25 protein-coding genes are annotated in these 26464 nt (G+C 58.0%); 10 read left to right on the forward strand and 15 right to left on the reverse strand.

Going from position 1 to position 26464, the window contains the following annotated elements:
• Window positions 1-146: 146 nt before the first annotated feature.
• The 4 genes from ACWAT4_RS36955 to ACWAT4_RS36970 form a co-directional block, all read right to left on the reverse strand.
• On the reverse strand, window positions 147-1607 hold the full coding sequence (locus tag ACWAT4_RS36955; protein ID WP_449729359.1) for a relaxase/mobilization nuclease domain-containing protein: 1461 nt from the start codon (window positions 1605-1607) through the stop codon (window positions 147-149).
• Window positions 1604-1939 (reverse strand): plasmid mobilization protein, encoded by a 336-nt coding sequence (locus tag ACWAT4_RS36960; RefSeq protein WP_449729360.1) that lies wholly within the window; start codon window positions 1937-1939, stop codon window positions 1604-1606. The genes ACWAT4_RS36955 and ACWAT4_RS36960 overlap by 4 nt, the downstream gene beginning before the upstream one ends.
• A gap of 251 nt (window positions 1940-2190) precedes the next feature.
• A complete protein-coding gene (locus tag ACWAT4_RS36965; protein WP_449729361.1) occupies window positions 2191-2586 on the reverse strand; it encodes a hypothetical protein in 396 nt (131 codons plus the stop codon).
• Complete coding sequence (locus ACWAT4_RS36970) at window positions 2583-2804, reverse strand: hypothetical protein (RefSeq protein WP_449729362.1); 222 nt, start codon at window positions 2802-2804, stop codon at window positions 2583-2585. The genes ACWAT4_RS36965 and ACWAT4_RS36970 overlap by 4 nt, the downstream gene beginning before the upstream one ends.
• A 395-nt stretch (window positions 2805-3199) precedes the next feature.
• On the opposite strand from ACWAT4_RS36970, the gene ACWAT4_RS36975 reads away from it, so the two are divergent.
• Window positions 3200-4759 (forward strand): type IV secretory system conjugative DNA transfer family protein, encoded by a 1560-nt coding sequence (locus ACWAT4_RS36975; protein ID WP_449729363.1) that lies wholly within the window; start codon window positions 3200-3202, stop codon window positions 4757-4759.
• A gap of 1 nt (window position 4760) precedes the next feature.
• Here ACWAT4_RS36975 and ACWAT4_RS36980 read toward each other — a convergent pair whose 3' ends face one another.
• The 4 genes from ACWAT4_RS36980 to ACWAT4_RS36995 form a co-directional block, all read right to left on the reverse strand.
• Window positions 4761-5399, reverse strand: coding sequence for a hypothetical protein (locus ACWAT4_RS36980; RefSeq protein WP_449729364.1), 639 nt, complete (start codon window positions 5397-5399; stop codon window positions 4761-4763).
• 108 nt (window positions 5400-5507) lie between these two features.
• Window positions 5508-6185: a hypothetical protein gene (locus tag ACWAT4_RS36985; RefSeq protein WP_449729365.1), complete on the reverse strand. Its 678-nt coding sequence runs from the start codon at window positions 6183-6185 to the stop codon at window positions 5508-5510.
• On the reverse strand, window positions 6185-6823 hold the full coding sequence (locus ACWAT4_RS36990; RefSeq protein WP_449729366.1) for a hypothetical protein: 639 nt from the start codon (window positions 6821-6823) through the stop codon (window positions 6185-6187). Before ACWAT4_RS36990 ends, ACWAT4_RS36985 begins: the two co-directional genes overlap by 1 nt.
• A 264-nt stretch (window positions 6824-7087) precedes the next feature.
• Window positions 7088-10492, reverse strand: a complete 3405-nt coding sequence (locus tag ACWAT4_RS36995; protein WP_449729367.1) for a tetratricopeptide repeat protein — start codon at window positions 10490-10492, stop codon at window positions 7088-7090.
• A gap of 267 nt (window positions 10493-10759) precedes the next feature.
• On the opposite strand from ACWAT4_RS36995, the gene ACWAT4_RS37000 reads away from it, so the two are divergent.
• The 5 genes from ACWAT4_RS37000 to ACWAT4_RS37020 all read left to right on the forward strand — a co-directional run bounded on the left by ACWAT4_RS37000 (window position 10760) and on the right by ACWAT4_RS37020 (window position 14283).
• The gene (locus ACWAT4_RS37000; protein WP_449729368.1) at window positions 10760-11275 is read left to right on the forward strand and encodes a hypothetical protein; all 516 of its coding nucleotides are present in this window, start codon (window positions 10760-10762) and stop codon (window positions 11273-11275) included.
• A gap of 424 nt (window positions 11276-11699) precedes the next feature.
• Window positions 11700-13013 (forward strand): DUF4407 domain-containing protein, encoded by a 1314-nt coding sequence (locus ACWAT4_RS37005; protein WP_449729369.1) that lies wholly within the window; start codon window positions 11700-11702, stop codon window positions 13011-13013.
• Between the two features lie 28 nt (window positions 13014-13041).
• The gene (locus tag ACWAT4_RS37010; protein ID WP_449729370.1) at window positions 13042-13278 is read left to right on the forward strand and encodes a hypothetical protein; all 237 of its coding nucleotides are present in this window, start codon (window positions 13042-13044) and stop codon (window positions 13276-13278) included.
• A 170-nt stretch (window positions 13279-13448) separates the two neighbouring features.
• Window positions 13449-13883: a hypothetical protein gene (locus ACWAT4_RS37015; protein WP_449729371.1), complete on the forward strand. Its 435-nt coding sequence runs from the start codon at window positions 13449-13451 to the stop codon at window positions 13881-13883.
• Window positions 13884-13962: 79 nt separating this feature from the next.
• Window positions 13963-14283 carry a hypothetical protein gene (locus ACWAT4_RS37020; RefSeq protein ID WP_449729372.1) on the forward strand — a complete coding sequence of 107 codons (321 nt, stop codon included), beginning with the start codon at window positions 13963-13965 and terminating at the stop codon, window positions 14281-14283.
• A gap of 24 nt (window positions 14284-14307) precedes the next feature.
• Here the strand turns inward: ACWAT4_RS37020 and ACWAT4_RS37025 are convergent, their stop codons facing one another.
• Both ACWAT4_RS37025 and ACWAT4_RS37030 read right to left on the reverse strand, forming a co-directional pair.
• Window positions 14308-15063, reverse strand: a complete 756-nt coding sequence (locus ACWAT4_RS37025) for a TIGR02391 family protein (protein ID WP_449729373.1) — start codon at window positions 15061-15063, stop codon at window positions 14308-14310.
• Window positions 15064-15094: 31 nt separating this feature from the next.
• Entirely contained in the window at window positions 15095-15742 is a 648-nt protein-coding gene (locus tag ACWAT4_RS37030; RefSeq protein ID WP_449729374.1) for a tyrosine-type recombinase/integrase, read from the reverse strand.
• 134 nt (window positions 15743-15876) lie between these two features.
• On the opposite strand from ACWAT4_RS37030, the gene ACWAT4_RS37035 reads away from it, so the two are divergent.
• Entirely contained in the window at window positions 15877-16836 is a 960-nt protein-coding gene (locus ACWAT4_RS37035) for a glycosyltransferase family 32 protein (RefSeq protein ID WP_449729375.1), read from the forward strand.
• 3 nt (window positions 16837-16839) lie between these two features.
• Here the strand turns inward: ACWAT4_RS37035 and ACWAT4_RS37040 are convergent, their stop codons facing one another.
• Complete coding sequence (locus ACWAT4_RS37040) at window positions 16840-17208, reverse strand: DUF2958 domain-containing protein (protein ID WP_449729376.1); 369 nt, start codon at window positions 17206-17208, stop codon at window positions 16840-16842.
• A 282-nt stretch (window positions 17209-17490) separates the two neighbouring features.
• The gene (locus ACWAT4_RS37045; protein ID WP_449729377.1) at window positions 17491-19380 is read right to left on the reverse strand and encodes a ParB/RepB/Spo0J family partition protein; all 1890 of its coding nucleotides are present in this window, start codon (window positions 19378-19380) and stop codon (window positions 17491-17493) included.
• A gap of 396 nt (window positions 19381-19776) precedes the next feature.
• Between ACWAT4_RS37045 and ACWAT4_RS37050 the strand changes: the two genes are divergently transcribed.
• Both ACWAT4_RS37050 and ACWAT4_RS37055 read left to right on the forward strand, forming a co-directional pair.
• Window positions 19777-20052 (forward strand): DUF2285 domain-containing protein, encoded by a 276-nt coding sequence (locus ACWAT4_RS37050; protein WP_449729378.1) that lies wholly within the window; start codon window positions 19777-19779, stop codon window positions 20050-20052.
• Between the two features lie 373 nt (window positions 20053-20425).
• Window positions 20426-21982: a hypothetical protein gene (locus ACWAT4_RS37055; protein WP_449729379.1), complete on the forward strand. Its 1557-nt coding sequence runs from the start codon at window positions 20426-20428 to the stop codon at window positions 21980-21982.
• 10 nt (window positions 21983-21992) lie between these two features.
• On the opposite strand, the gene ACWAT4_RS37060 is transcribed toward ACWAT4_RS37055, so the two are convergent.
• The 3 genes from ACWAT4_RS37060 to ACWAT4_RS37070 all read right to left on the reverse strand — a co-directional run bounded on the left by ACWAT4_RS37060 (window position 21993) and on the right by ACWAT4_RS37070 (window position 24703).
• Entirely contained in the window at window positions 21993-24125 is a 2133-nt protein-coding gene (locus tag ACWAT4_RS37060) for a KAP family P-loop NTPase fold protein (RefSeq protein WP_449729380.1), read from the reverse strand.
• 117 nt (window positions 24126-24242) lie between these two features.
• Window positions 24243-24470, reverse strand: coding sequence for a hypothetical protein (locus ACWAT4_RS37065; protein ID WP_449729381.1), 228 nt, complete (start codon window positions 24468-24470; stop codon window positions 24243-24245).
• Window positions 24470-24703 (reverse strand): hypothetical protein, encoded by a 234-nt coding sequence (locus ACWAT4_RS37070; RefSeq protein ID WP_449729382.1) that lies wholly within the window; start codon window positions 24701-24703, stop codon window positions 24470-24472. Before ACWAT4_RS37070 ends, ACWAT4_RS37065 begins: the two co-directional genes overlap by 1 nt.
• A 240-nt stretch (window positions 24704-24943) precedes the next feature.
• Here ACWAT4_RS37070 and ACWAT4_RS37075 point away from each other — a divergent pair, with 240 nt between their 5' ends.
• On the forward strand, window positions 24944-26464 hold the full coding sequence (locus ACWAT4_RS37075) for a DUF2235 domain-containing protein (RefSeq protein ID WP_449729383.1): 1521 nt from the start codon (window positions 24944-24946) through the stop codon (window positions 26462-26464).

Below are 26464 nucleotides of genomic sequence, written 5' to 3' on the forward strand. Positions count from 1 at the left end.
TCGAATCCAACCATTCGATTTGGGAGCTTTCTTGGGATAGGCCGTAACGAGAAGAGACCAAAAGAGGTCTCGCTCCTCGATCCAGCTCTTCCGCCCTAGGTGCCGGGATCGCTGGGGGCTCGGTCGTGGCTGGACCGGCCCCTTGGTTATTCGCGCGTATGGACCTTCTGCCGCTCGCGCCAGGCGGCGTCCTCCTCTTCGCGACCACGGTGCTGTTCTTGTTTGAGAGCATTTTCAGCAGCTTCACGGAACTGGTCCGCCCTCTCCGCTGCGGACACAGGCGCGGGAGGAGCCGATCCGAGATTCGTCAGGAAAGAAAACACGCCGTCGGCAAGCCCGCTCACAGCACCGAACGCTCGGCTCTTGGCGAAGTTGCCCGCATCCTTTTCCCTGGCGTGGCCCTGCCTGACATCGGGCCGGAACGGCTCTCGCGAGATCGGCTCGAGACGGGCATCGATGAGCTTGCCGACGAATGGCGTCTCAACATTGTCAATCCGCCGCGACGTAGTCTCATGGCCGGCTTCACGAAACCCTGCTTGCACCGCACCACGATTGTCCCGCTTCGCTGCCAAGCCGGCAAAGAAGTCGGAATTATCCATGCCGGTTTCGAGCCTTGACCTGAATTCGGCCCTTACCTCCCGCTGTTGAGCATTTAAAGCTTCCCTTTCTACGTGACGCTGCTCACGAAGCTGCTTAAAAGCCGCTTCGCGCCTCGGTTCAAGAGCGGCTTTTTCATCGGCAACAATTTTGGCCTTTACGGCGGCGAGCTGCGCAGGGGCATTCTCAGTCCCATTTTTCTCGGCCTTATAATATTCAGCCCAGCGCTCCCGAAAATCGGCATGCACTTCGCGGTAAATTTCGGAGCGCAATTGTTTGAATTTTGCTTTTCCATCGGCAATAAATTCACCACGCTCGTCGCGTTGATATTGCTTGAAGATTTCCCACTCTGCTTTGTGCCGATTTTCCGGTTTGTACTGCTCAATTTCCGCATTATTGAGGATTTGCTTCTCTGATTTTAGAAATTCCTGCTCGTTCGGCTTGAAATCCATCCACACATTGCGCGGCATATTCTGCTCGCGATCTTCCATATTCTTGAGCCGCTCTGTGCAATGGACGCGATTCTGCCTCAGCTCATATTTGAGCGCCCATTCCTGACTGCGCCGCTTTTCTAAACTGTCGTCGAGCGCCCTGCCTGTTTCCGGATGAATGGCATTGATGACCATATGAAGGTGGGCATAAGGCTTGTCCTGGTGTGCCACCATGATGACCTGGTGATCTGACCAGCCCATATGCCGGAGATAATCCTCGCCGGTCTTGATCATATGCTCGCGCGAGGGCTTATCCTCGATAGCCCAATTGAGGCTTACATGCTTGACTGGATTTTCGGTCGGACGGCCGCCCGCGCGAACGCCGGCTTGTTGCTTTAGCCACTCCGCACTTTCTGCGGTGATGTACATCTCGTTCACGGCGGCCGGCACATAGTCATTCGCGAGATTGTGCGTATGGGTCCAGGCGACGCGCTCATCGGTCTGTGCCTTCGGATCGTGCATCAGATAATCGGAGAGACCTTTGAAAGACGACCCGCTGCCGGAAATCTTCGGGATCATCGTCGCTGCTCCCTAGTAAGGATCGCGCGAATATCGGCGAGCAGGGGTTCAAGATCGGCAGGCAATGGGTCATTCGTCATATGGAGATGACGCACCATCTGATTGAGGTTGTTACCAAGCCGTGAGAGTTGCACCAAGATCTGGCCTGTAGCACTCGACGCGCGTTCGGCTTGGACAGCAAGATGTCCGCCGGCGAGCAGTACCGCCCGTCCGAAGTGCACGGGCCTCATGCCGAGTGCTTCCGCACGGCTTTTTATGCTCGCGAGCTCACCTGCGGTGAAATACAGTTTTAGCGGCATGTTGCGCGGATTTGAAATTCGAGGTCTGGCCATTTTTCTCTTTCTTTGCAGAGCGCATGCGTCCTGGGTTTTTAGGGGCCATAAGAATTGGCCCCTAAACGAGGTTTCGCGGTCCGCGAAACACAACTCGCTACCTTTTGCCCAATTTAAACTTCGACCTTCGTCAGACCTACCGAAAGGATTCGTAATCTGAGACATTCGCGATTATTCCGCCCGAATATCTTCTGACAAAAAAAGAGCCCGCTGGTTAGGCGAGCTCTTTCATTTGATCTGATGCAACTGTGCTAGAAAACTCGCCAGGCGGTAAGGCACCTTTCGAGTTCATCCTGTGCTTCGCGCATTGAGTTGCACTTCAAACGCAACAGCTCGATTGCGATCCGAGGAAGCGCTCGCAAGCGAATGTTGATCACCGGCTCATACCGAATGATACGGGTTGCCACGCGTATCGGAACGAAGACGACGGGGTGGAATTTCCCGTATCCGTCGTGCCAGATGGTCGCAAAGACACGACCGCTATTGGGATCGAAACAGGCGGCGTACCCGCCGTTGGCGGCCCATGCGAACGGCTCGGGTCTACCGTCGCCGTCCATCATGTAAGGACGCCAGAACTCTCTGAGACGCTTCAACATTGGCAAGTCGCGCATGTTGGAAGGCGTATCGAGCGAGAAAGGGGCGCTCATTGAGCGCCCCCCTTGTCGGCATCTGCCTCGACTTCGGCTTTGTCGTCTTTTGGCTCAAGCAGAACAATGCGATCGCCGACAGGCAAGGCCGCAAGTTCGATGTTGAAGCCGGGCTTCTTGGTGTGGGCGAAAGCGACGCCGATCTTCCGCCAGATAGGCTGCTTGCCTTCACGTTCCTTGACGCTATAGGCGATGAAAACCGGTTGACTGTTGCTCATGATACTTCTCCTTTTTGAAAGAAGCCCCACAGCGGGGCTTGATGCGGTTCGTGATTGGCCCTTCCGACGCGGCCCTCCCCTTGCCGTCAGGTCAAAAAAGCAAAGCCCTCTTCGCGCAGCGAAAGGCTTCTGTCTTTTTTGAGGGATGGGCCAAGCGGCGGAAGGGACAATAGAACCCGCGTCTTTCAAGCCCCGTGGGCTTCTCAAAAAGGAGATGAGCAACAGGCGACCACGCCCAAGCGTCAAGGAACGTGAAGGCAAGATAGTAACAATAACTCGGCGCCGTCTTCGCCCACACCACTAGTCAGACGTGGCTACCGAACATTCCCGGAGATTCCGAACGACGTGGGTTCGCAAGGCCGTTACCGCTGAAGCGGTCAACAACGGAGGTGACCATGTTTGACTGGCTTAGAAGTGAGCGGAAGAAATGGCGGACTTTGGCGAGAGATGTGCAGCTACGGACTTATCCAACGCTGCCAAATTTCGATGCGAGGACGCGGGACCTGTACGGCAAGGCGCTCCCGCGCGGCGTCCTGCTGCCCCGCCTCGAGGTCGACCGCGAGCGTATGAACTACTGGATGTCGCCAAGTGAGTTGCTGCGCTACCGGTTCGAGTTCGGTCAGATCATTTTGGGCAAGCTCGGCGACGAGTTTATTGGCTATCTGGATGACCGCCCGATGGTGACGATCGCGGGCGCGCGCGCCGGAAAGACCTCAACCGTCCTCGAACCCAACCTTTTCCTTTATTCAGGATCTGCTCTGGTTCTTGACCCGAAGGGTGAACTGGCACGCACGGCAGGTTTCCGCCGCGCTATGGGCCACGATGTTTACCCGCTCGACCCATTCGGTCAATCCGGCGAGACCAGCGCATGCTACAATCCCCTTGATGAACTCGATCCTGCCAGTCCGACGCTCATCGATGATGTCGCATCGATCACAAACGCGCTCGTCGTCTCTGATGGCGACAGCCGTTCACAGCACTGGAACGACAGCGCACGCACGTTGCTGACCGGCATCATTCTTTTGGTGTTATCACTGGCGAAGGAGGAACGTAATCTCGTCACAGTGCGCGAACTGTTGTGCCTGACATACAAGCCGCTCGCGGAAGCCGTGAAAGTGGCGGCAGCCAAGGCGCTTGCCGAGGCGTCCAAGGAGGAAAAACAGGCATACTTCGATGCGAACAAGATTGCCGTGCGGGCTCTCCTCAATCGTATGGCATCGCTTGGCGATCGCTTCGGCGGGATTGCGGCGGCAGCCGCGAACCGTTTCCTCAACACCCCCCAGACGGAGCGCGGCAGTGTGTTCAGCACGGCAGCAACACAGACGGACTTTCTCGACAGTCTGATGCTTCGCCGCATCTTGCGGCGCTCGGATTTCCGTCTGTCGGCGCTGCGTGGCGACCGGCCTGCCACCATCTTCCTGTGCCTGCCGGTTGGCCGCATGGAAAAGCATTCGCGCTGGCTGAGGCTCATCGTGCAACTTGCCTGCACCGTGCTTGAAGGAATGGGGCCGTACCCGCGCACGCGTCCCCCGATCCTATTCATGATGGAGGAGTTCGCGACTCTTGGTCATATGGAGATCATGGAGCGTGCGGCTGCGTACTTCCCCGGTTTTGGCGTCAAGCTGTGGGTGGTGCTTCAGGATATCACGCAGCTTCAACGCTATTACAAGACCGGCTGGGAAACATTCCTCGGCAATGCCGGACTTTTGCAATTCTTCGCAAACGGCGACGAGGAAACGCTGCGGTACGCAGCGAGCCGGATGGAGAAGCTGATCGCCCCATTCGAGTTACGCACGGCTTTCTCACGTCAGCGTCACAGCCAATTGCTACTGATGGAAGGCATGCCGCCCGCAGCGGCGCTGCGCCTCGAGCATGCTGAGGTGCAGATGATCCGCGAGCGTGCAATGCACGCCGCGCGCGGCCGCCAAGATCTCCGCTCGCTATGGGAGGACTGAACTAGGGAGCCGGCGCGAAGGTCACTTCGCGCCGCCCCCACATCTGTTCCATGGCTTCATGCAGATGAGCCATCAGCACCTCGGGCGTGCGGTCATTTTCGTCGATGCGATTGGCGGTCATGTATTCGATCAACCGCGTGCCGCAGATCCCGGCGATGCTCATTTTCGTCGGGTCTTCCTCGTCCGGCTTCAACTCGGGCCAGTTGTCGCCGATATCCTCGGCCCAGAAGATGTCCTCGCCGTCGATGATCATGCAGTCAGGGCGGATTTCGACGCTGTGGCTTGCCTTGATCTTGAAGCGCACAATGAGCAGGTCGACCAAAGCAAGGGCTGTAAGCCCCGCGAACATAGGCTTGCCAGACAGGTTCAGGATCGGGAAGGTCATCCAAAGACCAAATAATGATACAGTACCAAATGCGAGCATCCGTAAGCATTTGCACAGCAGACCTCGATTGAGATCCCGGTAGACAATTTGGATGCCGCCACTATGCGTGAGCGATCGTTCGTAGCCATTGAATGGGCCGCCACCGTCTTGATGGCCCGCTTCGTGAGTTTCAATAGCTGCCGCATCGAGCCAACCTTCGAGGCGGTTGAGGCAATCTTCGTCAATCCTGATTCCCGGAGAACGATAGACTACCACTTTGGGGCTCGATGTTTGTTGATCCCTACAAGACTAGCACGCCGAATCTGCCGCACGAGAGCCAAACCCACAGACTACAAAACATTCCGACGTTGTGCCCGCACCCGTCTAGTTGGCGTATCCAACTCGCAGAATATCGCGATGATCGAATTTAACTCTTGTAGCTGCATGGCCACCGAGTAGCGATAGCACGACGCGCTCTTTATCGTCGTCGTCGGGAATGGCGATGCCGATCGCTTTAACCGAATTAGGCGGAACGCTAATCTTCGTCTCGGCGACGACATCTCCGTCATCCAGTTCTTTTAGCAATTTATTGTAAGCGTCCACCGCCTTGTCTTGAGAGCTTTTTGGATCAAAGACGTTTACATTTTTGTCCGGTGGAGGACACAGGTCCGAAGCCAGAGCGCAATTCAGATACCTGGAATTCAGCTCTGACTCACTGAGATCAGTTGCGTTGTTAGCTGCACGCACAAGGAAATGTGCCGTCTGTTCCGTCGCACTGGGGTTTATTACCAAAATCCAAAACTTGAAGGATTTGTCGTCAGCTTTGTTCTTAATCTCGTTTACAGCCGTCGATAAGGCATCATTGTAGAACTTGCTAAGGTCGTTATCCGACGCACGAACAAGCTTGTCATATAGCTGCGTGAGATATTTTCGCTCAAGCGAATGATCTAAATACAATCCCCACATCGGAGCGCACTGGAGGCTTCCATTTCCACAGTCCGCCGCCTTGCTTTCCGTCACCAATGCTAGAACAATCAAAACGACGAACAGGCTCTTGAACATCATACACCGCGAAAAATGGAGACAAGCCTAAGGAGATTTCCAATACTGAGCACCGATGGGTATAAGCCCGCTCCTTTTGGCGCTTGCCCCTCAATCCTATCAAGAAGCACTCCGCCGGCGTCAACGAGATAACTTTTGCCGATGACTGCGTATGGAAACGTCTTCACCTGATCCGCAATAAGCTCAGCATTCTTAGCCACGTATGCAGTTGGATCTGCCCGAAGCTCGGCTTCGTCGCTGGATGAAAAAAACATGGGACGCGCGGATTGCTCTGCATAAGTCGGAACATCTTCCTGCGTGTAGCCGGTATTTACGAAAAGGGGCAGACCTTGCGTGACTCCAAGTCCCGCAATTATGCTCAGCCTCCCCTCAAGCGTAGAACTATTACTCGCAATCTTGTTCACCATTTCTACGGCGCGACCAGCGTCAGGCGAGACTTGATTCACAAGCGGAGCTAAGACTTTCGTGGCAGCGGCGACTTGCTGCGCGGGGTTTGTGATGAACGTAGCGCCCTGAACGGCTGTGGTTACGACCTTTTTGAAGATTCCTCCAAGTCCTGCTTCTGCGTTAGTCGGCGCTAGAATTGCAGACGCGACCAAAACAGGACCACCCAACATCACATTGCGCCTAGAAAGCATCTTCGCCCTCATTTATAAGTAAGCCAAGAACAAAACTTTACCGTGTAAACCTGAAAGGTCAAATGGCGAGGGAGCTGCTGCCGGTTTGATGGACACCAAGATTAGGTGTTTCATGGAGTCGGAGGTGGGCAATGGGACGGCCGCGACCTGGACGTTCACGAGAATTTCTGCGCAAGTGTTTGAAGGAGTTCGGCTCCGACGCGGTGCAGGTCTTTCCGGGCCACGGCCAGATGAATGGCGCAAACACATTCTGCTAAAGTAGTGCTAGTGCATCTGATCCAGGGCGATCTTCGCATCGTAATAGGGCATGTCCGCTTTCGAGCATGTGACGAGCGCGGCGCCGAGGCTTTGTGCGGCGCTAGTTTTGCTCCCCTGGAGAAGGTACCACTCTCCTGTGTAGAGCTGGGTCTCGCAACGGTCGTCTTCGTCACGAGGCGCCGACAATCCGTCGACAGGCGTTCGGCCAAGAAAGAGTGAAGCAACTGGGTAGAGCGGTTCGGATTGGTCCAGATGCTTCGCGCTCTCTTCGAGTTTGCCTTTCGCGGTTTCGTCACCGGCGCGTACGCGCGCTATATAAAGGCGCAACGCGATCCGGACACTGCCCGGATCCAAAGCAGCAGCTCTGGCGTGGGATTGAGCTGCAAGATCGTATTGTCCAAGAGCATAGTACGCCTTTCCCAAATCGAAATGGCCATCGACGAACTTATCGTCGGCCTGGACGGCGAGGGAGTAGTCCTCAACAGCCTTCGGAAACTTGCCCGCTGCGTAGTATGTGTCCCCACGATTGTCCCACGGCCGCGGACTGCGCTTGGCGTTGATCGTCTGGACGGTGAAATCGGAGATCGATTGAGGGAACTGGCCGAGCGCCCGATAAGCGCGTGCTCTTATACCATAAACATCTGTCGATCGCGGTGAAACCTTCAAAACCTCAGAATAGTCCTGAATTGCGTGGTCAAAGTCCTTCTTGGCATCGAACGCACGTCCACGGCTAAACAACGCAGCGACGCTTAGCTCGCCGACGCGTGCGTCGATGGTCTCTTGATATTCTTTGATCGCTCGGTCCGGATCGTTCGCGATATAGATGTGGCCAAGATAAAGATGGGCTTCGGCTCTGTCCCGGCCTGATGGCGTTCCCTTGATGATTGCGTTCAGATCAGCCTCGGCCGCTGTGTCGGAATGGCTCTCGTACAGAGCTTTGCCGCGCGCCAGAAGCGCGGGAACGTTCGCCGGATCGTTTTCCAGGACTTGGCCATAGTCTGCGATTGCCTTTCTGGCATCTCCCTTCTGCTCGAAGATCTTGCCGCGGCTGAGATAGAGCCCGTAATTGTGGGGATCGACCTCCAGCGCGTGGTCGTAATCTGCAATCGCTGGATCTAAGTCTCCTTTGGCCGCATAAATCTGTGCGCGCAAGATGAGCGCGCTCGGGAATATCAGCAAGTTATTTTTCTGCGCCTCCGAGAACATCGGCTCCATCGCGTTGAGCGCATGAACGTAGTCACCATCGAAGAACAGCTTATACGTCTCGGCCCAGCTCGATATCACGGGGTCGTTCCCAGCGCGCTCTGCTGCCTTCTGAAGATCGTCGAGGAATCCGGACCTGTCATTCAATCTGGCGCGCGCCATTGCCCGACCGAAATAACCCCAAGCCTGATCTGGAGCGAGGCTGATCATCTTGTCGTAGTCGGCGATTGCCTGATCGAGTTTTCCGCGGGCGGAATAGAGACTTGAACGCATCATATAGGCGGGTACTGCGGCTGGATCTCGCTCAATCGACTCTGCGAAGTCTTTGAAAGCGAGATCGTCTTTTTGCAGCGCCCCATATGCGGAGCCGCGGCCGGCATAGGCCATGGCCAACCCGGCATCGAGTTCGATCGCCTTGCCGAAATCCGGGATCGCCTTGTCGGGCTTCAAGGTGATGTTGAGAGCAAGCCCGCGGCCGGCGTAGGTGCGCGCAGCGAGATTCTTGTCGAAACCGGGAGACTTCTTGATGAGATCGATGGCCCGGTCGAAATCTGCGATAGCTTGCTCGAACTTGTTGGCGGCAAATTGAGCGTAGCCGCGATTGATTAAGGCTCTTGTATAATTGGAATTGATCTTGATCGCCGCGCTGTAGCTCGCGATCGCCTTGTCTGTTTGGTTGAGTTGATCATAGACGTTACCGAGACCGTTGTGGGGATAGGCGTATCCCGGATCGAGACGAATGGCCTCCTGGTAGTCCTTCATCGCGAGGTCGTATAGGCCTTTTCGTTGGTAGGCGTTGCCTCGGTTGTTAAACGCGAACGCCATTTGATTGTCGATTTTTATCGCCTGAGTGTAATCGCTTATCGCGCCATCCAGGTTGGCCGGATTTTGGTCTTGGTACACATTGCCTCGGTTATTATAGGCACTGGCAAAGGTATCTGGCGCCCTGCGGATGGCCTCGCTGTAGTCGCCCAGCGCCTCCGCGAGCCTATGGCTCTCCTGATAGGCGAGCCCCCTGTGCTGATAATCGTCTGCCGTCGCATCGGCATTGATCGCTTGGGAGTATTCGTCAATGGACCCGTCATAATTCCTATTGCCGTAAGCGTGAGCGCCCCGCTGACGATGCGTTTCGGCGCCGATTTTATTGCCAACCACAACCGCGCGGGCCCAATCGTCGCCGATCTCCTTCGTTAAGCGATCTGCTGCCGCTTGGTCACCGGCGGCGCTGAGTCGCTCGGCCTCGGCCATTCGCGGGTCGAGCTTAGAGATTGGAAGTGCGCTCGCATTGCTCTGGTCGGTGCCAGCGGCTGCGCCAAGCATGGCCTTGAGATCGAGGATGGAAAGAAATGGGGCTGTGCCGGCTGGTACCGGAGCTGCGAGATCCGTTCCTTGTGAAGCGGTCTCAGGAGCAGCTTCAATGGGGGTGTTCCTGGGCGGCGGCGCCGGAAACCGCTTGATGATCGCAGCGGACAGGACCAACACAGCAACTACGGCGACCGCAGCAATAGCGCGGAGATGTTGAACCAGAAATTTTGGTGCCGGCTGAGCTAGTTCAAATGCAGGGACCTCCCTCGGTTGCTCCCCTTCGGTCTTCAAGGAGATAGGCTGGGCATTGTCCTTCTGATCGTTCGCGCCATGACTGGGGGGCGATGCGGCTGCGAACGTCCCGCCATACGTGACGTCGAACTCTGGATTAATCGCCTTTAGCGCGCTCTCGAGAAACGGCAACCATGTGGCGGGCTCTTTCGCTTTCAGTAATGGCGCTTCGGTCTTATCACAGATGCCGAGCAGTTTGAGCGACGCCCCAAGTGTTCTTACGTGCCTGACCTGCGGCAAAGATTTTGCGCGCTTTCCATCCAAGGAAATGTACTGATGGCCCCAATCTCCCGCGCCGAAGAGATGTCCATATGTTTTGATCTCAGAAGGGTTGAATGACAACTCGTTGACGTTCGGCTGAAGTCTCTTCTTCCCTGACGTGGGCCTGAACCATTCTTCGATCTCATTGTTCTTGGTATACGCGTTTCTCAGGTCTTCATTTGTGATCTCACCGTTTGCTGCCCTCGCGCGCATCTCGTTAACAATTGAGCCGATGAGCCGTGCCGCCCGCTCCGCGTTGGGATCGCGCTTTTCCTCAGACTCGCTTGAAGCTTCCGGCTGACCGGAGCCAGCAGCGACAGGAATGTTCTGATCTTCATCGGCGGGCGGCATGAGAACTTTTGGTTGAGGATCACAGAGCCCATTTTGTCTTAGGTTGCGTTGGCGACAAGCGACATCATCGGGCAGTTTGCACTCTTCAACAGCCGCCTCGCGACACACAGCACTGAGCTGAGGTTCGAATTAACTTCAGTGTTAGCCAGCGAAACTGAAAGTAAAATGTCATCTAAATACTAGATATATATATGAAACCATTTCGAACACTTGGTCCACCACATGCATCTACTGTAGATTGAAGCGTCAACTACTGGTGGAGACTTCATGTCGGATGGGGATTTGGATTATGTCGTATGGCTCGACAAAAAGACCGGCCTCGTTTGGCGGCAGGAGTATCGCCTTAACGAAGAGCTCCATCGTCCGGAAAACGAAGGACCGGCTCGGATCGACCGTCATCGCGAATTGGGCGTCGTTGATTCAGAAGAATATTATTGGAAAGGCAAGCTGCACCGGGAAGACGGTCCTGCCGTCACCGATTACCAAAACGATGAGATCGTTCAGCAGAAATGGTACCGACACGGTGTGTTGCATCGTGATCCAAAAGAGGGGCCGGCTTGGCTCCTTTGGGACAGTGGTGTCGTGATCGAAGAAAAGTACCTGGTTTATGGCCGGTACTACCGCCGACCGGAGGACGGGCCATACAAAATTGAACGGGACTACAAGACTGGCGAGGTCTTGGAGCAATTTACCATGACGGCTGAAGAGACAAGCCGCCCGGCACCAGCGCCACCCAAGGGCTTTCCGACGCAGTCGACGCGCTCCGTGCCGTCACCTGCCTAGCCGGCTTGGCTGAGAAAAATCCGGGACCGACCCAAAGAATTTGCTTTTTCCCAGTCATTTCCCACTCTGGACAACGATTTCCCGTTTGTCCTTCCCGGAAGCGGCATGATCATTAGTCGTCCTGCGCATTTTTTCAGCGAGGACGCCATGAAGGCCAAAGCCACCCCACTTCCCATTCCAAGCCTCTCTCTCTGGAAGCGTAGCAACGCGGCATACCCGCCGGCGGCGCTGTTGATGGCTGGTTACGGCCCGCCACCGGAGGGGGCATGGCCGGGCGGCGCAGCCATCCGCGTGCCGCCTCCCAACTGATCCCGTCTTCCCATCAGACGTCCGCGCGTTTCCGCGCGATCCGTTTCCGATCAACCGACGTCCCCGTGACGCTCGGAAGGACCCCTCATGCCTCTCAACTCCTTGGAGACCTTCAATGACTTTCGATCCTTTTGGTCCGCCGCCTGATGCTGGCCTGTCACCTGACCGCTCACCAGTCCGAGTATCTCGGATTTTCAAGCTCGCCGTATCCGACAAGGTAATGATCAAATTCGGCGGGCTGAAGACAGCTCTCGTCGAGCAATTCGGGAATCTGTCCGACGTTGTGGCCCTTCGAAATCGGGGAGCCGCGGAGCTTGCGCTGTTTTCCTATACGACTGCTGCGGTCACAGTTGCTCTTGACGGTGTGTTCGGCGCGCAGGGCCTCTTCAATCCCGTGCATGCCGCTGCTGGGGCCGGATTTGCTTACATGTTCTTGCGTATGGACGCATTTCTCCATGTGCGCGGTCTCTATCACGCCGGGAAGCAGGAATTGATCAAGGTCGGTGCCGAACTCGGGTCCCGTTCCGAAGATATCACCTGGTATGCCGCCCTCACCGCCCGAGCCGTTGTCGGCATCGCTCAGGCACTCGTCGTCGGCTCGATCGCGGGCCAGAGTTTCTTTGCGTCTGAGATCAATGCCAACCTGGCCAAGCTCTCGGCGGAGAAGAACGCGGCGATCACCGCGGAGAACACGAAGACCTTCGATCGCGACCTTGCGACACTGCAAGAGGCGGCCAAACGTGCAACCGACGAAGCCAACTTAGTCAAGAAAGGGACCGACGCACTGCGCGCGCAGGACGTTGCGAACCTACGGGAGGCTGCGCGGCAGTCCAATCGGCAGCAACTGCGTCCGGGCACGGAAACCGCTCGCATGCTGACCACGTCGGCACTGCAAGGCTACGAGGCCAAAGGCGCCGCCGCCGACAAGAAGGCCCAAGACGCCGCGAAAGCGTACGCCGACAAGCTTGCCAGCCGGGGTAATGCCATCCGCACGATGACGGAAAGCGATCCTCGCTTTGTCGACATCGGCCACGGATTTCTAGAGCGGCTCAAGGCGGTGCGCACGCTCAGCCGCGAGGACAACCTTGTGGCTGTTGGAATCGGATTGGTCGATGTTGTTGGCATCGGACTTGAGCTCTGGGTCCTGATCCTGTTCATCGCTCAATGCCCGACCCGGCTCTCCGTAGCTCTCTACTGCGAGCATCTGAAGAGCACGTCCGCTGCAGCGCGGGATCTGGAGGCTGCCATCACCCGGCGGCCACCGGAAGATCTGCCACCTGACGAACCGCCGCCGACCCCGAGCCCGCCTCGTGGCGTTCCGAACGGCGAGCGGCCCAACCCTGAGCCACCCGCGCCTGAACCACGCAGGAAGAGGGGCCGCCCGAGGAAATCGCCCCTCAACGGCCACCAGCCTCCACCGCTTGCCTGATTCACTTTCCAACTAGGGATGCATCACCATGTCTGCCATGCACAACAACCAGCTCCCGGAAGACATTCTGGAGGGCGCTCGCGCAATCGCCATTTACCTCTACGGCAGCGCCAAATATCAGCGGAAGGTGTTCTATCTGGTCTCGCGCGGAAGATTGCCCATCTTCCATCTCGGCACCGCGACGATCTATGCGCGCAAATCCACGCTCCTCAAATACATCGAGGAGCAGGAAGCGCGCCGTCTCGGCAAGCCGAACCAGGATTGACTACCGATGCACACGATTGAAGGGAGGCCTCGCCGAGCCTCCCTTCATTTCAAGGGGCGCCTTCGACGCATTACCGATCATTCCTCACCGGTACTGCACGCTTCAGTCGACCCCACGGACATCAAGGCTCATCCTCTCTGCACTTCAATCCATTCAACAGGAGGCATCTTTTGTTTCAGCATCAAGCGCGCGCAGAGCTCCGCAAGGCGATCGTCGACTCCTATTACACTGCTATCCGCATGGCCTTGGTCACCTTCGAGGTGGCAAACAGCATTTGCCATGTTATATCGGCGGCCCTTCTCCTCGGCCTCGCTTACTACCTCGCAACAGGCCCGGCGCAGCAGGCTCCTCTGTGGAACGTGGTTGCATTCATGGCAGGCTGGTGGGGTATCGCGCTTGGATGCGAGGGCCTCGATCAGCTTGAATCTCGCGATCAGAGGCTCGATCCGCTCTTTGAAGATAGCCACGACTTCACCAACGCATCTTCCGTTCCGGTCCGGTGCTGCTCCTGCAGGTATGAACCGGTCATTCCACCGCCGCATGACGACGCCTGGCTCGAAGAACTGCTGCGCTTGCCGCCCCCAGCGCCGCGCGTCCCCAACTAAATGCACGTCGCAAAGCAAAAGGACGTTGTAAGAGCGTCCCCGACGCTTCGCCGAATCGATCTGTCCACGAGGGACCAGCATGTATACCGCCGTCAGCACTGCCAACCTTGTGCTCTACATCGCCTATATCATGAAGGCTCTCATCTGGATCGCTTTCGGCGGCCTGATACTCGGCCTTGCCATCTGGCTCGTATGGCCTGACGGTGCGTGGTGGTTCTGGGATATTCTTGCCGTTCTGATCGGCGGCCAAGGAATTTCGATCATCATGTCCGGTCTTGAACAATTCGTCGCAGCCAATGCGAAGAGGCAGCAGCAAAGACATCCGCAACTGCCCCAGCACATGCGTCCCGCCGAGCGGGAGGATAGTGCAAGGAGCAGGGCAGCGAGGTACAGGAACTAAGGAGGCGCCGACGGAAACGCGCTCCTATGGAGTTGCATTGGTCTTTTGGGTGCGCGCATCAACAATACGGAGCAGGTGATTAGCCAGCATGATGATCTCGGCGGCCTCGTCGGGATCGTCAAGCGCGACGTAGCGATGCGAATGCGGGTTTTTGTACGATCCGATGGCACCGCTGAAGAGGTGAGCACGAGCCTCCCGCTCGGCCATATCGGTACTCGTATCGGTGAGCGGCCCCGATACGGGATCGAAGGCCTTCCGCATCAGAGTTGTGCCGATATCCTTGGTCGTCAGGCCGGAAGCATCGCGCACAGCGACTTCGACAGCCTTCATCGCTTCGAACACTGCGGTGTCGAGCTTTCCGCGATGATACTGCTGCCAGACATCCTCGCGGATTTTTGGATGCAAGGATTCCTTGGATAGCCGACGCGCGCCAAGCCGCCGCATGGGATCGGGCTCTTCGGCAAGCTTGAGGGCACGCCGGCTGAGAACCCGGAGCGTATGCGCTCCCATATAGCCGGGGTGCGGGATCAGGAGGGCCGCACCTTCAAGCCAATACCAGGCCTCGCGTATCGCCCGTTCAAGCTCTCCTCGTTTGTTCGTCGGATAAGGCCCGCTCGGCGGATTGGTTGAGCCCAGCGCGGAATTCGTGAACACGCCAAGCTCCAACTGCCTCACGTGGTCGGGCCAGCGCGACAGTACTTGAAGGATGCGCAGGCCCAACTCATCCGGTTCCAAAGCGATCACGGCGTCTGCATCGGGTAGAATGTCAGCGAGGTTCATAAAACGATCTGTCAGGTGAGTCGGTGATCGATCATATCGTATGCCGCGGCGCGCGTCTGATCCGCCTCCCCCGGCGACCGCTACCCCACATCAGCGCAGCGAACAGTCTTTCGTCGGGGCCGCAAACGTCACAATAAATGGCCGTTGTCTTGGGTGAGGCATGCCCGAGCCAGCGCTGGATCAGATGTTGCGGCACGAGGCTTGTGCTCGCGTGAACCCCAAAGCCGTGGCGCAGGCCCTTTGGCATGGCGGCTGTATTGCCAACCTCGGCCATGGTCATAATTTCCTTAATGCGCCGCCAGGCGGTGGTCCGGCTCCAGCGCCAGAGGCGTATCGAGGCTTCCAGCGGATCACGCTGCCGGCGGCGGATACCGAAGGCACGGTCGAGCTCTTGGATATGACTGCGTGGAAGCGGCACCTGCCGTATCACCCCCGGCTTGCGGCGTTTCAGGGTACGGATGATGGCCACGCAGCTATCGAGGTCGATGGCGGCGGGCGTCAGGGCGAGGACCTCGGAGATCCGACCGCCACTTAGAAGAAGGGTAAGGCAGAACAGGCGGATTTCGGTGGATGCTCGACCGGCGGCCTTGGCGAACCGTCGCCGCTCGGCGGCGTTCAGGTACTTACGGCAGCCCGATGCCCCGAATAGACTCATCCCGGCATCTGCACGATCCAGCATCCCACCCTCGCCTGAAACAAAATGGCCTGAAGTGTTTCAGCACGAGGAATCCCCTTATTTTCTGCGAGAGCGCGTGCAGTTACCAAAATGGCTAGGAACTTTAACCCGCGCCGACGCGTTGTTTCAATGGCCATTTGCAGGACTTGCAACACTTCAGGCCATTCCGTTTCACCATCAAATCAGCAGAAGAAGCTAACGCCTGCGGTCGAGGTGCGCAGCACGGTTGGTCGCATTTGTTCGGGCTTGCCGTCCGGCGCTTCAGCACAGACTGCATGCAATTGGTCGGAAACATCCTGAAGCTGTTCTTCTATCTGGATATTCGCCTCAGACCGCACAAACGCTACCGGATACCCGCGCTGTCGCCGCCGCTACTGTCGCCGCGCGCGCCAAGGCAAATTCCCCGCGTTGTCTGGCTGACCAACTATACGCACGACGTGACGCTTTCGATCTACGTGAACTATCTGTTCAATCGATTGGTAGCGCCAACACATGAGTTTCGGTTCTGCGATGACCCGGAATGCGAAGCGTTCATCAAGAGCCACCACCCAGATTTTGTCGAGACTTACCTGAGCCTACAGATTGGCGCTGCCAAAGCAGATCTTTGGCGCGTTCTTGTGTTACTCACTAATGGAGGAGTCTACCTCGATGTTGACGCAGCATTTTCCTGGTCGCCCGAATATCTGCTGAGCGCGGACCAATCCGAACTCTTCGTGCGAGCGAAGGACGGACGGCTGACCAACTATTTTCTTGCCGCCGAGCCGTCCCATCCCGCGCTCGCCGCCGTCGCAGCAAAGATTGCGGAGAATATAGCGTCGGGGACCATCACGAGCGTCTATGACATGACGGGGCCGACCGTGATCGACCTTGTTGCCGGGAACTCCTCTCTCCGGATTGAGCCATTTCGATTGGTTTGCCGGCAGGGTCAATTTACCAAGAAGTCCTTTCAATATCCCGAGCAGCTGAGAGGATATTGGGCACACGAGGAAAAGAAGCGGCCCATTGTCGCAACGAAGTCCGTGCGGCAACCGCCTCCACTCCCGGCGCATTCGCAAGGAATGACCAAGGGAGGCGCTTGCAAAGCGCCTCCCTTGTAAGCCCTAGCTATCGATATCTTCAACGATACGATCCGCCTTGTTCGCCGCATCGATGTAGCGCGAGATCGGTCCGCGCGCCTTGAAGTGCAGGTCACGCTCGATGCCGAGCCCGAGGCGGCCACGGTATTCGGCAAGCTCGGTCAGGCTGACCGTCCCGAATTCCGGGAAGCCCATGCCGAGATCGCAGAGACCCCACGCAACGGTGTCATCCGACGGATCGATCTCGGTCAACAGCCATGTAGCGGCCGCATCCGGGGTGAACAGCTTCACGACTGGTTCGAAGTCGATCTCGGCGGGCGTGCCCTTGACCTCGGCCTGACGGCGGCCATTCTCGATCAGCTTCTGGCGCTGGGTAGAGGTGAGGAGTTTCATGGTAAGTCCTTTCGGCTCGAAGACCGCCGGGATTGGCGATCTCGTTGCCGTTCGGATGCGCAAGGCGGGACGAGCGAAGCGGTCAAAACCGTAATGGGGAGGCAGGCCGTAGGCGGGCACCCGTTCGGTGTTGACAGCGAGCGCCGCCTTGCAGGCTGAACGGAAACGATGTGAGATCGCCAATCCCGGCGCGGTGGCGAAGGACGGCAAACGCCTCACCCTCGCCTGCGCCGGATTGTGCAAAGGCAAAGGAGAGCCGCACTCGCGCGGCTCTCCTCCCGATCAGGCTGCCATCCGGGCAGCGCCATCTGCGGCTTTGAACAGGGGCGGCAGCCAGCCGCTCCCGGCCAGCAGTTGCTGGGCACGTTCGGCCATCGCCTGCTTCTTGAGGTTGACGATCCGCCGTGAGGCATCGTCGTCAACGCCTTCGCGCACAGCTTCAAGGATACGTTCCTTGCTGACGCGGCCAAGATAGTTGCTGACGGTCGGCTGCCAGTAGCGGCTCATTTGGTGCGGCATCGCTTTAGCCAGTGTTGCCGCATGTTCGATGGCACCTTCCCGAGAGTCGTCGCCCGGACGCTGCACGGCATTCAGGGACAAGGATGCGCAATGCGCGAGCAGGGACATTAGTTCGTCCATCGGCAATGAGGCCACAAACGGCCAGAGCGCCCCACCCTCGTCCGGCATCCGCGCCGCCCAAGCTTCATGCCGTGCGGCAATCGCCTGCCCTGCGGTGCTCTCCTCAACCCCGCCTGCCGACAGTGACGTCTGATTGAGCGTAATGCCAAGGCAGGACAGGGTCTCGAAACGATAGAACGCCTTCGCGGCCAACGCATGGGTCACTCCGATCAATGCCAATTCGGGAGCATCTGCAAGATCGTTGCGCAGCGCCGCCGTGCGATGGGCGGTCAGTTCGGCGACCAAGGCGGCGGAAAGACCTTCAACCTCCGTCGCGGCCTTCGGCGTGGCTTCGTCCTCGCTCTCGCCCTCGCCTTCTTCCTGCTGCTCGTCTTCGGGACGAAGATAGCCGCGCTCGATGCGGACTTCGCCTTCGCGTCCCAAGGCAACGAACGCTCCGGCTCGACCGATGTCCTCAGCCCGAAAGACCTCTTCGGTAAGAGCAGCGATCTCCTGTTCAAGGCGTTCGATCTCGTTGAGGGCTTCTTCGGACGGGTCGTCCTGCTCGGACTCGCTGCAAAGCGCCTCAAGCCGCTCTTGCAGCGCTTCTAGCCTCTGCTGATCGTCCGTGCTCAGTTCCTTCGCCACGGTATCGATGGTGCTCATGGACGAGACGCGCTGATAATCGAACTCGGATGACACTTCGACCCATTTCCAGCCTTCGGCCATGACGCTTTCGGCGGCGGATTGCAGCTTTTCACGCACGAGCCGGTTGAGCAGGGGCGTATCGGTCAGGTAACCGCCTTCCTCATCGAAAAGATCGCGAATGATGGTGCCGCCGGCCTTTTCGTAGACATCGACCCCGACGAATACAGCGCGGCGGTCCCTGATGGAAACCTGTCCTTCTGTCAGGGCTTGCAGGATGGCGCGGCGGCCAGTGTCCCAGCCAAGCGCTTCCCAGACTTCTTCCTGCCGTGCATGATCATCGGTGACGGTGAAGGCGGTGAGTTGCTCGAGATTCATCTCGCCTTCGCGGTAGAGCGCGAGAAGCGCGGGGCTTACGGCACTCAGCTTGAGGCGCTGCTTGACGACGGCAGGGGTCACGCCGAAACGGGCGGCGATATCTTCGGCGCCCATACCTTCCTTGTTGTGCAGCTCGGCGAAGGCTTCGTACTCGTCGGCGGGATGCATATTTGAGCGGATAGCATTCTCGGCGAGGCTGATCTCGGTCGCGCTGTGCTCGGTGTCGAGGATGCAGGGGATCGGCTCGTCCTTCTTGATCTGCTTGCGCTTCGCGCGAAGCAATTGCGCGAGGCGGCGTCCTTCGCCTGCATTGACCAGATAGTGGCCGGTCGGTTTATCCTTCGGACCAAGTTCGGGTTCGATGACGGGATATTGCAGCATGCCGAGTGAGGCGATGCTGGCGGCAAGCGCTTCGATCTCCGCACTTGTGTGCGGCACCTTGCGGACATTCTTCGGTGACTTCTTCAATTTGCCGAGCGGCACAAAGACGATTTTGCGGGCTTCGGCGGGGATTTTCTTTCTGTTGCTCATGGTTTTTCCTTCTTGGCTGGGGTTGTGCGCGGCAAAAAGCCGCCATAACCCCTGCCTCGCGGCGAGTAGCGAGGTGTGCAAGGCGCAAGGGCTGAAGGAAGTTGGAACAACTTTTTTGGAGGCACCGCGCGGAGCGTGGGGGAGCCAAAACCGCAGGCCTGCCCTTGCGCCGCGCTGAGGGGCCGCGCCCCTAAGCTGCTGCCGCGGCAGCGGCGATACAATGCTTTAGAGAACGAAAGGGGCGCGCAGCGCTTGGGAATAGAAGTATTTCGAAAGCCTCGGGGAGAGTGGTGCTGCGGCGGCACCACGTGGTGCATAAATCGGGACTATGCGCGACGGCATTCGGCGGAGAAGTTCTCGCTCCGAGAATCTATCAAGCTGAGTTCAGGTCCAGGAATGCAAAAGATCATCCCGCTCGATCCCGACATGTCGGAAACAGCACCGTCTGATCCGGCGGCGCTGACACCGTATGACCATAAGCACATCTTCATCTATCTGCGCATGCTCCATGCGAATGCGGAAGGCGCCGATTGGCGCAGGGTGACTGAAATCGTGCTGCAAATCGATGCCGAACTTGAGCCGATACGGGCCCGACGCGCTTACGAAAGTCACCTCGCCCGCGCCAAATGGATGACCGAGTATGGGTACAAGCTGCTGCTAAGGCAGGGCTAGCCGAGCTTGGGCTAGGCAACGACAGGCCTGAACCGGCGTGCGCGGATGCGCATCGCCCTGATGAAATGGCACCCGGACCGCGTGAGCATAGCGACCCCGAAGGGGACACGCGGGACGAGTGTAGCGACGAGACCGGTTAACAGCGGCACCCGTCTGACGCGGCAGTGATAGCGACGGCGGCTTGCCGCCGGGCCGCTTCAGCGAGTGCCCCCGGCGAGAAGCACCTGATGTCTTGCGCGAGGGATCGTCACCCGCAGGGCCGAGACAGTATGGCTCGGTGAGCCCGCTCATAGAGCCCGGTCCGCAGGCGGACGCGCCCGCAAGAGACTCGTGCCCTTGTATGGGGTATACGATTCCGAGAACGAAAACTTCAATGCGAACCGGTGAATCCTTCCAGATGACGTCAGAGCCACCCAAACCAGAGGAGTTGGAAGCGACGAAGGAGTGGAAGGAATTCGACCGCTACCTCGATCTGTTCGAGCAAGCTTTCGATGAGCTTCATGCGGCGGTGATCACCGAGGTCAAAAAGCCGGGAGCATATGTCGGGCCACATCACGATTATCCGTCGATGTCGAGGCTGGACAGTGGTTTTCCTCATTTCCATGAGGCTGGTTTCTACAAAGACAACAGCCCGCGCGACTATGTCGGCAGAGTTCGCCCTCGCGGGCTTCTCGGCGCAATCTCTGGGATGTCCTCGAAAGCTGAATTGCCAAAAGGCGTTGAACTCGCGGCTTTCCTGCGAGATCACGACATCGGCAAGAGGCTCGATCTGGCTCAGTTCGTCTACAACGGCAGGGCTTCAGATTTCCATGTCGACAGCCTGGTCGCTGGGGCTGTCGAGCGCTATTTGCATCTGCATGGGCTGAACGCTCCGATCGATGCGAAGCATCGTGAAGTCGTTATTCGACCGTTGGTACTGGGCACGATCCTGCGAAAGCTCGATCTGCGACTCGTTATCCCGGTCACGATGACTCACTTCGATGTCGATCATTTCCGTCTCAGCAATACGACTTACATTACCCGCCTGCCAAAGAAGCTCCAGTTGGCAAGAGCTCGTATGAGCACGCTGGGCTCCGGCGCGACGGGGATGGTCGTGGGGGCCGCGACACACGCCTTCGTCTCCAATGGCTGGAGCCTCGAAGTCGAGAATATTTATGAAGTGAGCAGGTCGCTCAACGAGGCGTCATCGAACGTCCTCGATGCCATTGACAGCTTCTTTGGTGCTCTCAGGATTGCGACCGGCATTAACACGGGCTACGCACAGCTGCTATGGGTCCCGCGCGGCTGGGCGCTCGACTATTTCTGCGATCTGACGCCGGTCTATGGCACCACGCTCCGCCGCTATCCGGAAGAATATGACAAGTATGGCTGGGCCGAACCGGGTGCCACGGTTACGGCTGACGATATGAAGGAGGTACGCCGAATCTATCAAGCAGTCGTCGGCAGCCCAAGCGAGGCCATCAGACTCGCCTTGAACCGCCTCAATGGATGCCTCACGCGAACCGATGCAGCCGACGCGATCCTTGACGGCACGATCGGCCTCGAGCTGCTTCTTGGCGATGATCAAAACCAGTCGCTGTCTTACAAGCTGCGGCTTCGGGCAGCCGCTCTAGCCTTGCTGCACGCCGATCCCGCTTTTCCCACGGGTGAGATTGCGACCAAAGTCAAGCGTCTCTACGAAGCAAGGTCCGCCATCGTCCATGGCCGGCGCAAGAAGCGTTCGCAGAAGGCGTCCGAACCACTCGACACAAGCCATGCGAAGGAGCGCTTGATTGCCTCAGACCTGCTTCGCTTCGTCCTTAACGTTCTTCTGACCAATCCCGAATACCAGGAGCCGGCCCGAATCGATGAGGGGCTGCTTCTCAGGGGTGACGATCTTCCAACCGCACCTCCCCCAGCAAAACGCCGCAGACGAGCTCCCAAGGCCTGATGCAATCAGACTACCAGCCGCCGCGCTTGGCCTTCTCCATCGCGACGCGAACCGTCTCGTGAAGATCAATGGAGGCGAGACGCGCCTCAACGCGGGCCATATAGGGATCATAGGAACACATCTGTTCGACTGTTTCCCTGCCATTGGTGTAGTTGCCGCCGAACAGCATCAGCGTGAAGGCGTCGAGCGCGCGATCATCCGCCAGTTCGTCATCCAGCACCTTGCGGCAGGGATCGTCCCAGATTCCCGTATCGAGCATCGTGTAAAGGGGTGAAAGATCCCAACGGCAAGGGATGAGCTTGCGCGAGAGATGCTGCGTGCGCCAGTTATGCGACATGTCCTTGGCCACGGCTTCAGTCTGTTGGTCGGTCAATATGGGAGCATTTTCGGAGCGCCGGTCCCGGCCAAACAGGCCATGCAGGAAGATCTGGCGCCTGAGCCAAAGCGCGGTTAATTCGTCTTCGCCCTGATTGCGCAAATTGCTGAAGATCGTCGTGGCCTTACCCTGAAATGAGGGATTACGTCGAACACAACGTTCAAGGACTTCGGCGAGATTCTGCACCACCTCATGCATCGGGCTGTACGATGTGATCCACTCGCAATCCGGCTTCTTGGCGAACTCGGCGATGCCCTGCCAGAGATTTACGTGATCGATGCTGGGAAGCTCGGAGTAGATGTCGTCGAACCTATCGATCAATTGTGTGAGCGTATCGGATTGATAGGCTTCGCGAAGCTTGGCCGCGATATCCGCGGGGCTCTTGATAAACAGCGCCTCGATTTCCGCGCGGGAATATTCGCCTGGCACCAGTCCCAGACGCAACGTCGTCAGGAGCGGCCTGCGCCGAAAGAGCGCATCAAAGCGCGTGTCATCGCGACTTGAGCCGCGGGAAGAGCCGGAAAGAGCGGGGAAGAGGAAGCCGATGAGATGTTTGATGCTCTCGTTGTTTTCCGAGGCAGGCAGAAGCCCTTCGAGACGCTCGTCTGGAGACTGCTTCTCGCTTGTCATGGCGCGGATCATGCCGGCTTCCGAGAAGATCTCGTCGGTGAATTGATCCGGCTTTGCACGGATAACCTCGACGGTTTGCGGTGCTTTGGTGAGCAGTGCACAGAAGCCCAGCAGGTCGATCCAATCGACCTCGTCGCGGAGCATGCCGGCGATGGCGTGAAACGTTCCCGTCAGCCGGGAGATATCCCGGATGGTATCGATGACCTCTTCAGTGAGTAGCTTTGCCAGTTTCTGATAGCGCTCGATGCTTTGAAAGTTGTTCGGCAGGCGAAGCTGGCTCGTCAAAGCGGACAATTCGCTTGCCAGCAGATGCGCCAGTTCGTTGGCGAAGATGACCGGAAGCGGAATCTGAAGCTGGACGATTTTCTCGAGATAGGCCCGGCCCCGATCCTCGGCCTCTGCGCCATTCGCGCCGCGACCGAGCGCCTGTATGACACGCTTGGAATCGTAAGCCAGCACGTAGGAAATACCGGGAAAGTCGGCGACGGACCGGACCAGTTGAGCGACGGTCCGGATTTCCTCGTCTTCAACGCGGTCAAGCTCATCGATCAGCACGACGATCGGAACATCAATCGCCGCCAGCTCTTTCATGAGCCGGGATTTGAGCCCGGTGAGACTTTCATCGCTCTTCACGGCCTCCTTGATCAGGCCGCTCCCGCCTTTGATGATCGGTCCGAGCAGGGGAATCCAGGTGGCGGCGGCGGGCGCGATAAGCTCTCCATATTTTGCGATTGTGCCACCGATCTTCTTAAGCCGCTCACTGGCTTTCGGATCGGCGTTGATGGTGCGGATCAGCTCGCTGATGAATTCGGATATCAGGTCATTCCGTCCGGACACGAGCCACGGATCGAAGCTTACCACCAGCGCCTGCAGGTAAGTCTCCTTGATATGTTGGCGCAAGAGGTTAAGGACGGATGACTTGCCGCTGCCCCAGGCCCCCGTGATGCCGATTGCGATGCCGCGAGATTTGGTGGTGCCCTTGTCGATGAGCGCGTCCGTCAGGCGGCGCACAAAGTTCATCCTGCCGAGAGCATCCTCGCTTGCTCGTTCGATGGGGCGTTCTGGGTGACCCGGTGAGCTGGAGACAACTTCGAGAGCAGCAGATGTCGGATCGTCGGGAAGGTCTTTGCTGGCCATTGCGCAATGCGTCCGATTAAAAAAGGTTCTACGTAGACCTGTAGAATAGAGCACGAACAGCCGCAAGGCGAGATCCAGAAAACGGTGCTCAGTCGTAGACTCGCTACGCAAGCAGACTTACGGAGTTTCGTTGCTCCTGCGCCTTCCACCAATCGACTGCGGTCTGTTCCAGAAGAACTCGCGATTACCGGTGGCTGCCTCGGCGTACTGATCGATGGCAATGATGATTGCCTGCACATGGTGGTAGCACCAGCCTTCGTGGACGCCGATGCGCCGCACTTCCGCAAGCGCCTTGAGGAATGGCGGTTGATCCGTACTGTCGGTGAAATACTTGAGCTCGCCCATCACCACCTCCGACCGCCAAGCACCTTGCCCTTGACGGGCCCCGGCTGAAGCTTCTTCAGCGCGTCGCGCTGGGCACAAAGGTTTTCGATCTTGGCCTGCATCCGCCCGAGCAAGGCTTCAGCGGAGGCCGTGGCAATGCCTGCACGCTGAAGCAGAAGGATCTCCCTGCGCTGCCGCCCGACCTGCGCGCGCATGCGCTCGATTTCACCCCGGATGAAGTCAATGTCCGGCATGTCCCGCCTCTCAGAACTGGAAAGGTGGCCATGAGAACAAAACAGGAACAAACAATCAAGTTAAACGTTGGGAGGAGCAACAAGAGCACGGCGTCGAAACCGCCTCGACCGGATGTAGACGACGCCGGGTCAAGAAGGACCAGAGGCGCGGCGGTTTGCGAACGCCGAAGTCACATACTTCAGCGCCTACAATCTGTGATAAAGGTCTGCATCTGGCGCACTTTGGGGGATCAGTGTGCGATGCCGAAGAATATTGTGATTTTTTCCGACGGCACTGGCCAGGCCGGCGGCATCAATTTCGATGAAGCCAGGACCAACGTCTACAAGCTCTACCGCGCCTGCCGCGTGGGCCCCGACACCAAGATCGAGCCATCCCAGCAGGTTGCCTTCTATGATCCCGGCCTTGGCTCGGCATCGGACGGCGGCCACTTCAAGATTGGCTGGATGCGCTGGCTCTACAACCTTGCCAGCATGGCGACGGGTCTCGGGATCACGCGCAACATCGTCGATTGCTATGCGGCGATCATCAGCCTTTACGAGGAAGGCGACCGCGTTTTTCTGATCGGCTTCAGCCGGGGCGCCTATACAGTACGATCGGTCGCGGGCGTTCTGTCGCAATGCGGCATCCCGCGACATCTTCCTGACGGGTCCGCGTTGCGCCGCGATCCGAAGAGCATACAAGAACTCGCGGAGCATGCCGTCAAAGACGTCTATCAGTTCTGCCCGTCCTATAGCCGCAAGGATGCTCATGGCTACTGGAAATTTCTGATGGAGACCCGCGCCGCAATCGCTGCCGAGTTTCGACGGCAGCACGGGAGCTCGCAGACCGTCGGCAATATCGAGCAGGCCAACGTCGTTCCCTACTTCATCGGCGTCTTCGACACCGTCGCAGCGCTTGGCCACAAATATCTCGGCTGGGTCCTGGCGGGCGTCGGCGTCGCGTTGCTGGTCGGCCTGCACTATATCGGCGGTTGCCTCGAGCCGACCTATCCCTGGGCTGGGCGCCTGACGCGTGATCTCAGCTGCTTCGGCGTTGCGGCCGCAGTTCTCCTCACATTGAAGAACTATCTAAAGGTCGCACCACCCTTGCCGGGCTATGGCTTCTTCAAGCGCCTCGCCACGCTGCACTTCGCGCCGCCGAAACATAAATTCTACGACACGACGCTTAACCCAAACGTTCCCTACGCCAAGCATGCGATATCCATCGACGAGAACCGCGCGGACTTTGCGCGGGTTGGCTGGGCCCCACTGGACGAGTCACGCACATCAACGCGCGATGCGCTCGGCAATATATTCTTTGAACAGGTCTGGTTTCCCGGTGTGCACGCTGATGTTGGTGGCGGCTATCTGGAGAATGAAGCGCGCCTGTCGGACGTTGCGCTCAACTGGATGCTGGCCGGCTCTTCGCTCATTCCGGACGGGCTTAAGCACGACGGCAGCGTGCTGCGACTCTCGCCTGACCCAGCCGGGCCGCAGCATAACGAGCAGGCGGGCGGATTTCTGAAGGCGGGCGTGCGCCCCATTCCTGTCGATCCCGAGACTGGCATATCCAAATCGCCGATGCACAAATCGGTTTACCGGCGCTTCGAAGCGGCATCGGTCCTGCTCTACGACCGCATGGCCGCCTATCGCCCGAACAACATGCGGGTTCATGTGGATTTCAGGCATTACTTTGACGAGAGCCAAGCTCCGCCGCCGCAGTGCGTCGCCGACGACATCGAACTGAAATGGAAGAATGGTGGCTGGGTGGGCCGCCTTTGA

The organism is Bradyrhizobium sp. T-1, assembly GCF_053592855.1.

Bases quoted from the DNA above. Each gene is read 5' to 3' on its own strand.
- ACWAT4_RS36975 (WP_449729363.1), top strand. From the start codon at position 3,200: ATGTTTGACTGGCTTAGAAGTGAGCGGAAGAAATGGCGGACTTTGGCG.
- ACWAT4_RS37000 (WP_449729368.1), top strand. From the start codon at position 10,760: ATGTCGGATGGGGATTTGGATTATGTCGTATGGCTCGACAAAAAGACC.
- ACWAT4_RS36990 (WP_449729366.1), bottom strand. From the start codon at position 6,823: ATGCTTTCTAGGCGCAATGTGATGTTGGGTGGTCCTGTTTTGGTCGCG.
- ACWAT4_RS37010 (WP_449729370.1), top strand. From the start codon at position 13,042: ATGTCTGCCATGCACAACAACCAGCTCCCGGAAGACATTCTGGAGGGC.
- ACWAT4_RS37005 (WP_449729369.1), top strand. From the start codon at position 11,700: ATGACTTTCGATCCTTTTGGTCCGCCGCCTGATGCTGGCCTGTCACCT.
- ACWAT4_RS36955 (WP_449729359.1), bottom strand. From the start codon at position 1,607: ATGATCCCGAAGATTTCCGGCAGCGGGTCGTCTTTCAAAGGTCTCTCC.
- ACWAT4_RS37025 (WP_449729373.1), bottom strand. From the start codon at position 15,063: ATGAACCTCGCTGACATTCTACCCGATGCAGACGCCGTGATCGCTTTG.
- ACWAT4_RS36965 (WP_449729361.1), bottom strand. From the start codon at position 2,586: ATGAGCGCCCCTTTCTCGCTCGATACGCCTTCCAACATGCGCGACTTG.
- ACWAT4_RS37020 (WP_449729372.1), top strand. From the start codon at position 13,963: ATGTATACCGCCGTCAGCACTGCCAACCTTGTGCTCTACATCGCCTAT.
- ACWAT4_RS37060 (WP_449729380.1), bottom strand. From the start codon at position 24,125: ATGGCCAGCAAAGACCTTCCCGACGATCCGACATCTGCTGCTCTCGAA.
- ACWAT4_RS37055 (WP_449729379.1), top strand. From the start codon at position 20,426: ATGCGAACCGGTGAATCCTTCCAGATGACGTCAGAGCCACCCAAACCA.
- ACWAT4_RS36985 (WP_449729365.1), bottom strand. From the start codon at position 6,185: ATGTTCAAGAGCCTGTTCGTCGTTTTGATTGTTCTAGCATTGGTGACG.
- ACWAT4_RS36960 (WP_449729360.1), bottom strand. From the start codon at position 1,939: ATGGCCAGACCTCGAATTTCAAATCCGCGCAACATGCCGCTAAAACTG.
- ACWAT4_RS36970 (WP_449729362.1), bottom strand. From the start codon at position 2,804: ATGAGCAACAGTCAACCGGTTTTCATCGCCTATAGCGTCAAGGAACGT.
- ACWAT4_RS37045 (WP_449729377.1), bottom strand. From the start codon at position 19,380: ATGAGCAACAGAAAGAAAATCCCCGCCGAAGCCCGCAAAATCGTCTTT.
- ACWAT4_RS37040 (WP_449729376.1), bottom strand. From the start codon at position 17,208: ATGAAACTCCTCACCTCTACCCAGCGCCAGAAGCTGATCGAGAATGGC.
- ACWAT4_RS36995 (WP_449729367.1), bottom strand. From the start codon at position 10,492: ATGCCGCCCGCCGATGAAGATCAGAACATTCCTGTCGCTGCTGGCTCC.
- ACWAT4_RS37070 (WP_449729382.1), bottom strand. From the start codon at position 24,703: ATGCCGGACATTGACTTCATCCGGGGTGAAATCGAGCGCATGCGCGCG.
- ACWAT4_RS37065 (WP_449729381.1), bottom strand. From the start codon at position 24,470: ATGGGCGAGCTCAAGTATTTCACCGACAGTACGGATCAACCGCCATTC.
- ACWAT4_RS37030 (WP_449729374.1), bottom strand. From the start codon at position 15,742: ATGCTGGATCGTGCAGATGCCGGGATGAGTCTATTCGGGGCATCGGGC.
- ACWAT4_RS37075 (WP_449729383.1), top strand. From the start codon at position 24,944: ATGCCGAAGAATATTGTGATTTTTTCCGACGGCACTGGCCAGGCCGGC.
- ACWAT4_RS37050 (WP_449729378.1), top strand. From the start codon at position 19,777: ATGCAAAAGATCATCCCGCTCGATCCCGACATGTCGGAAACAGCACCG.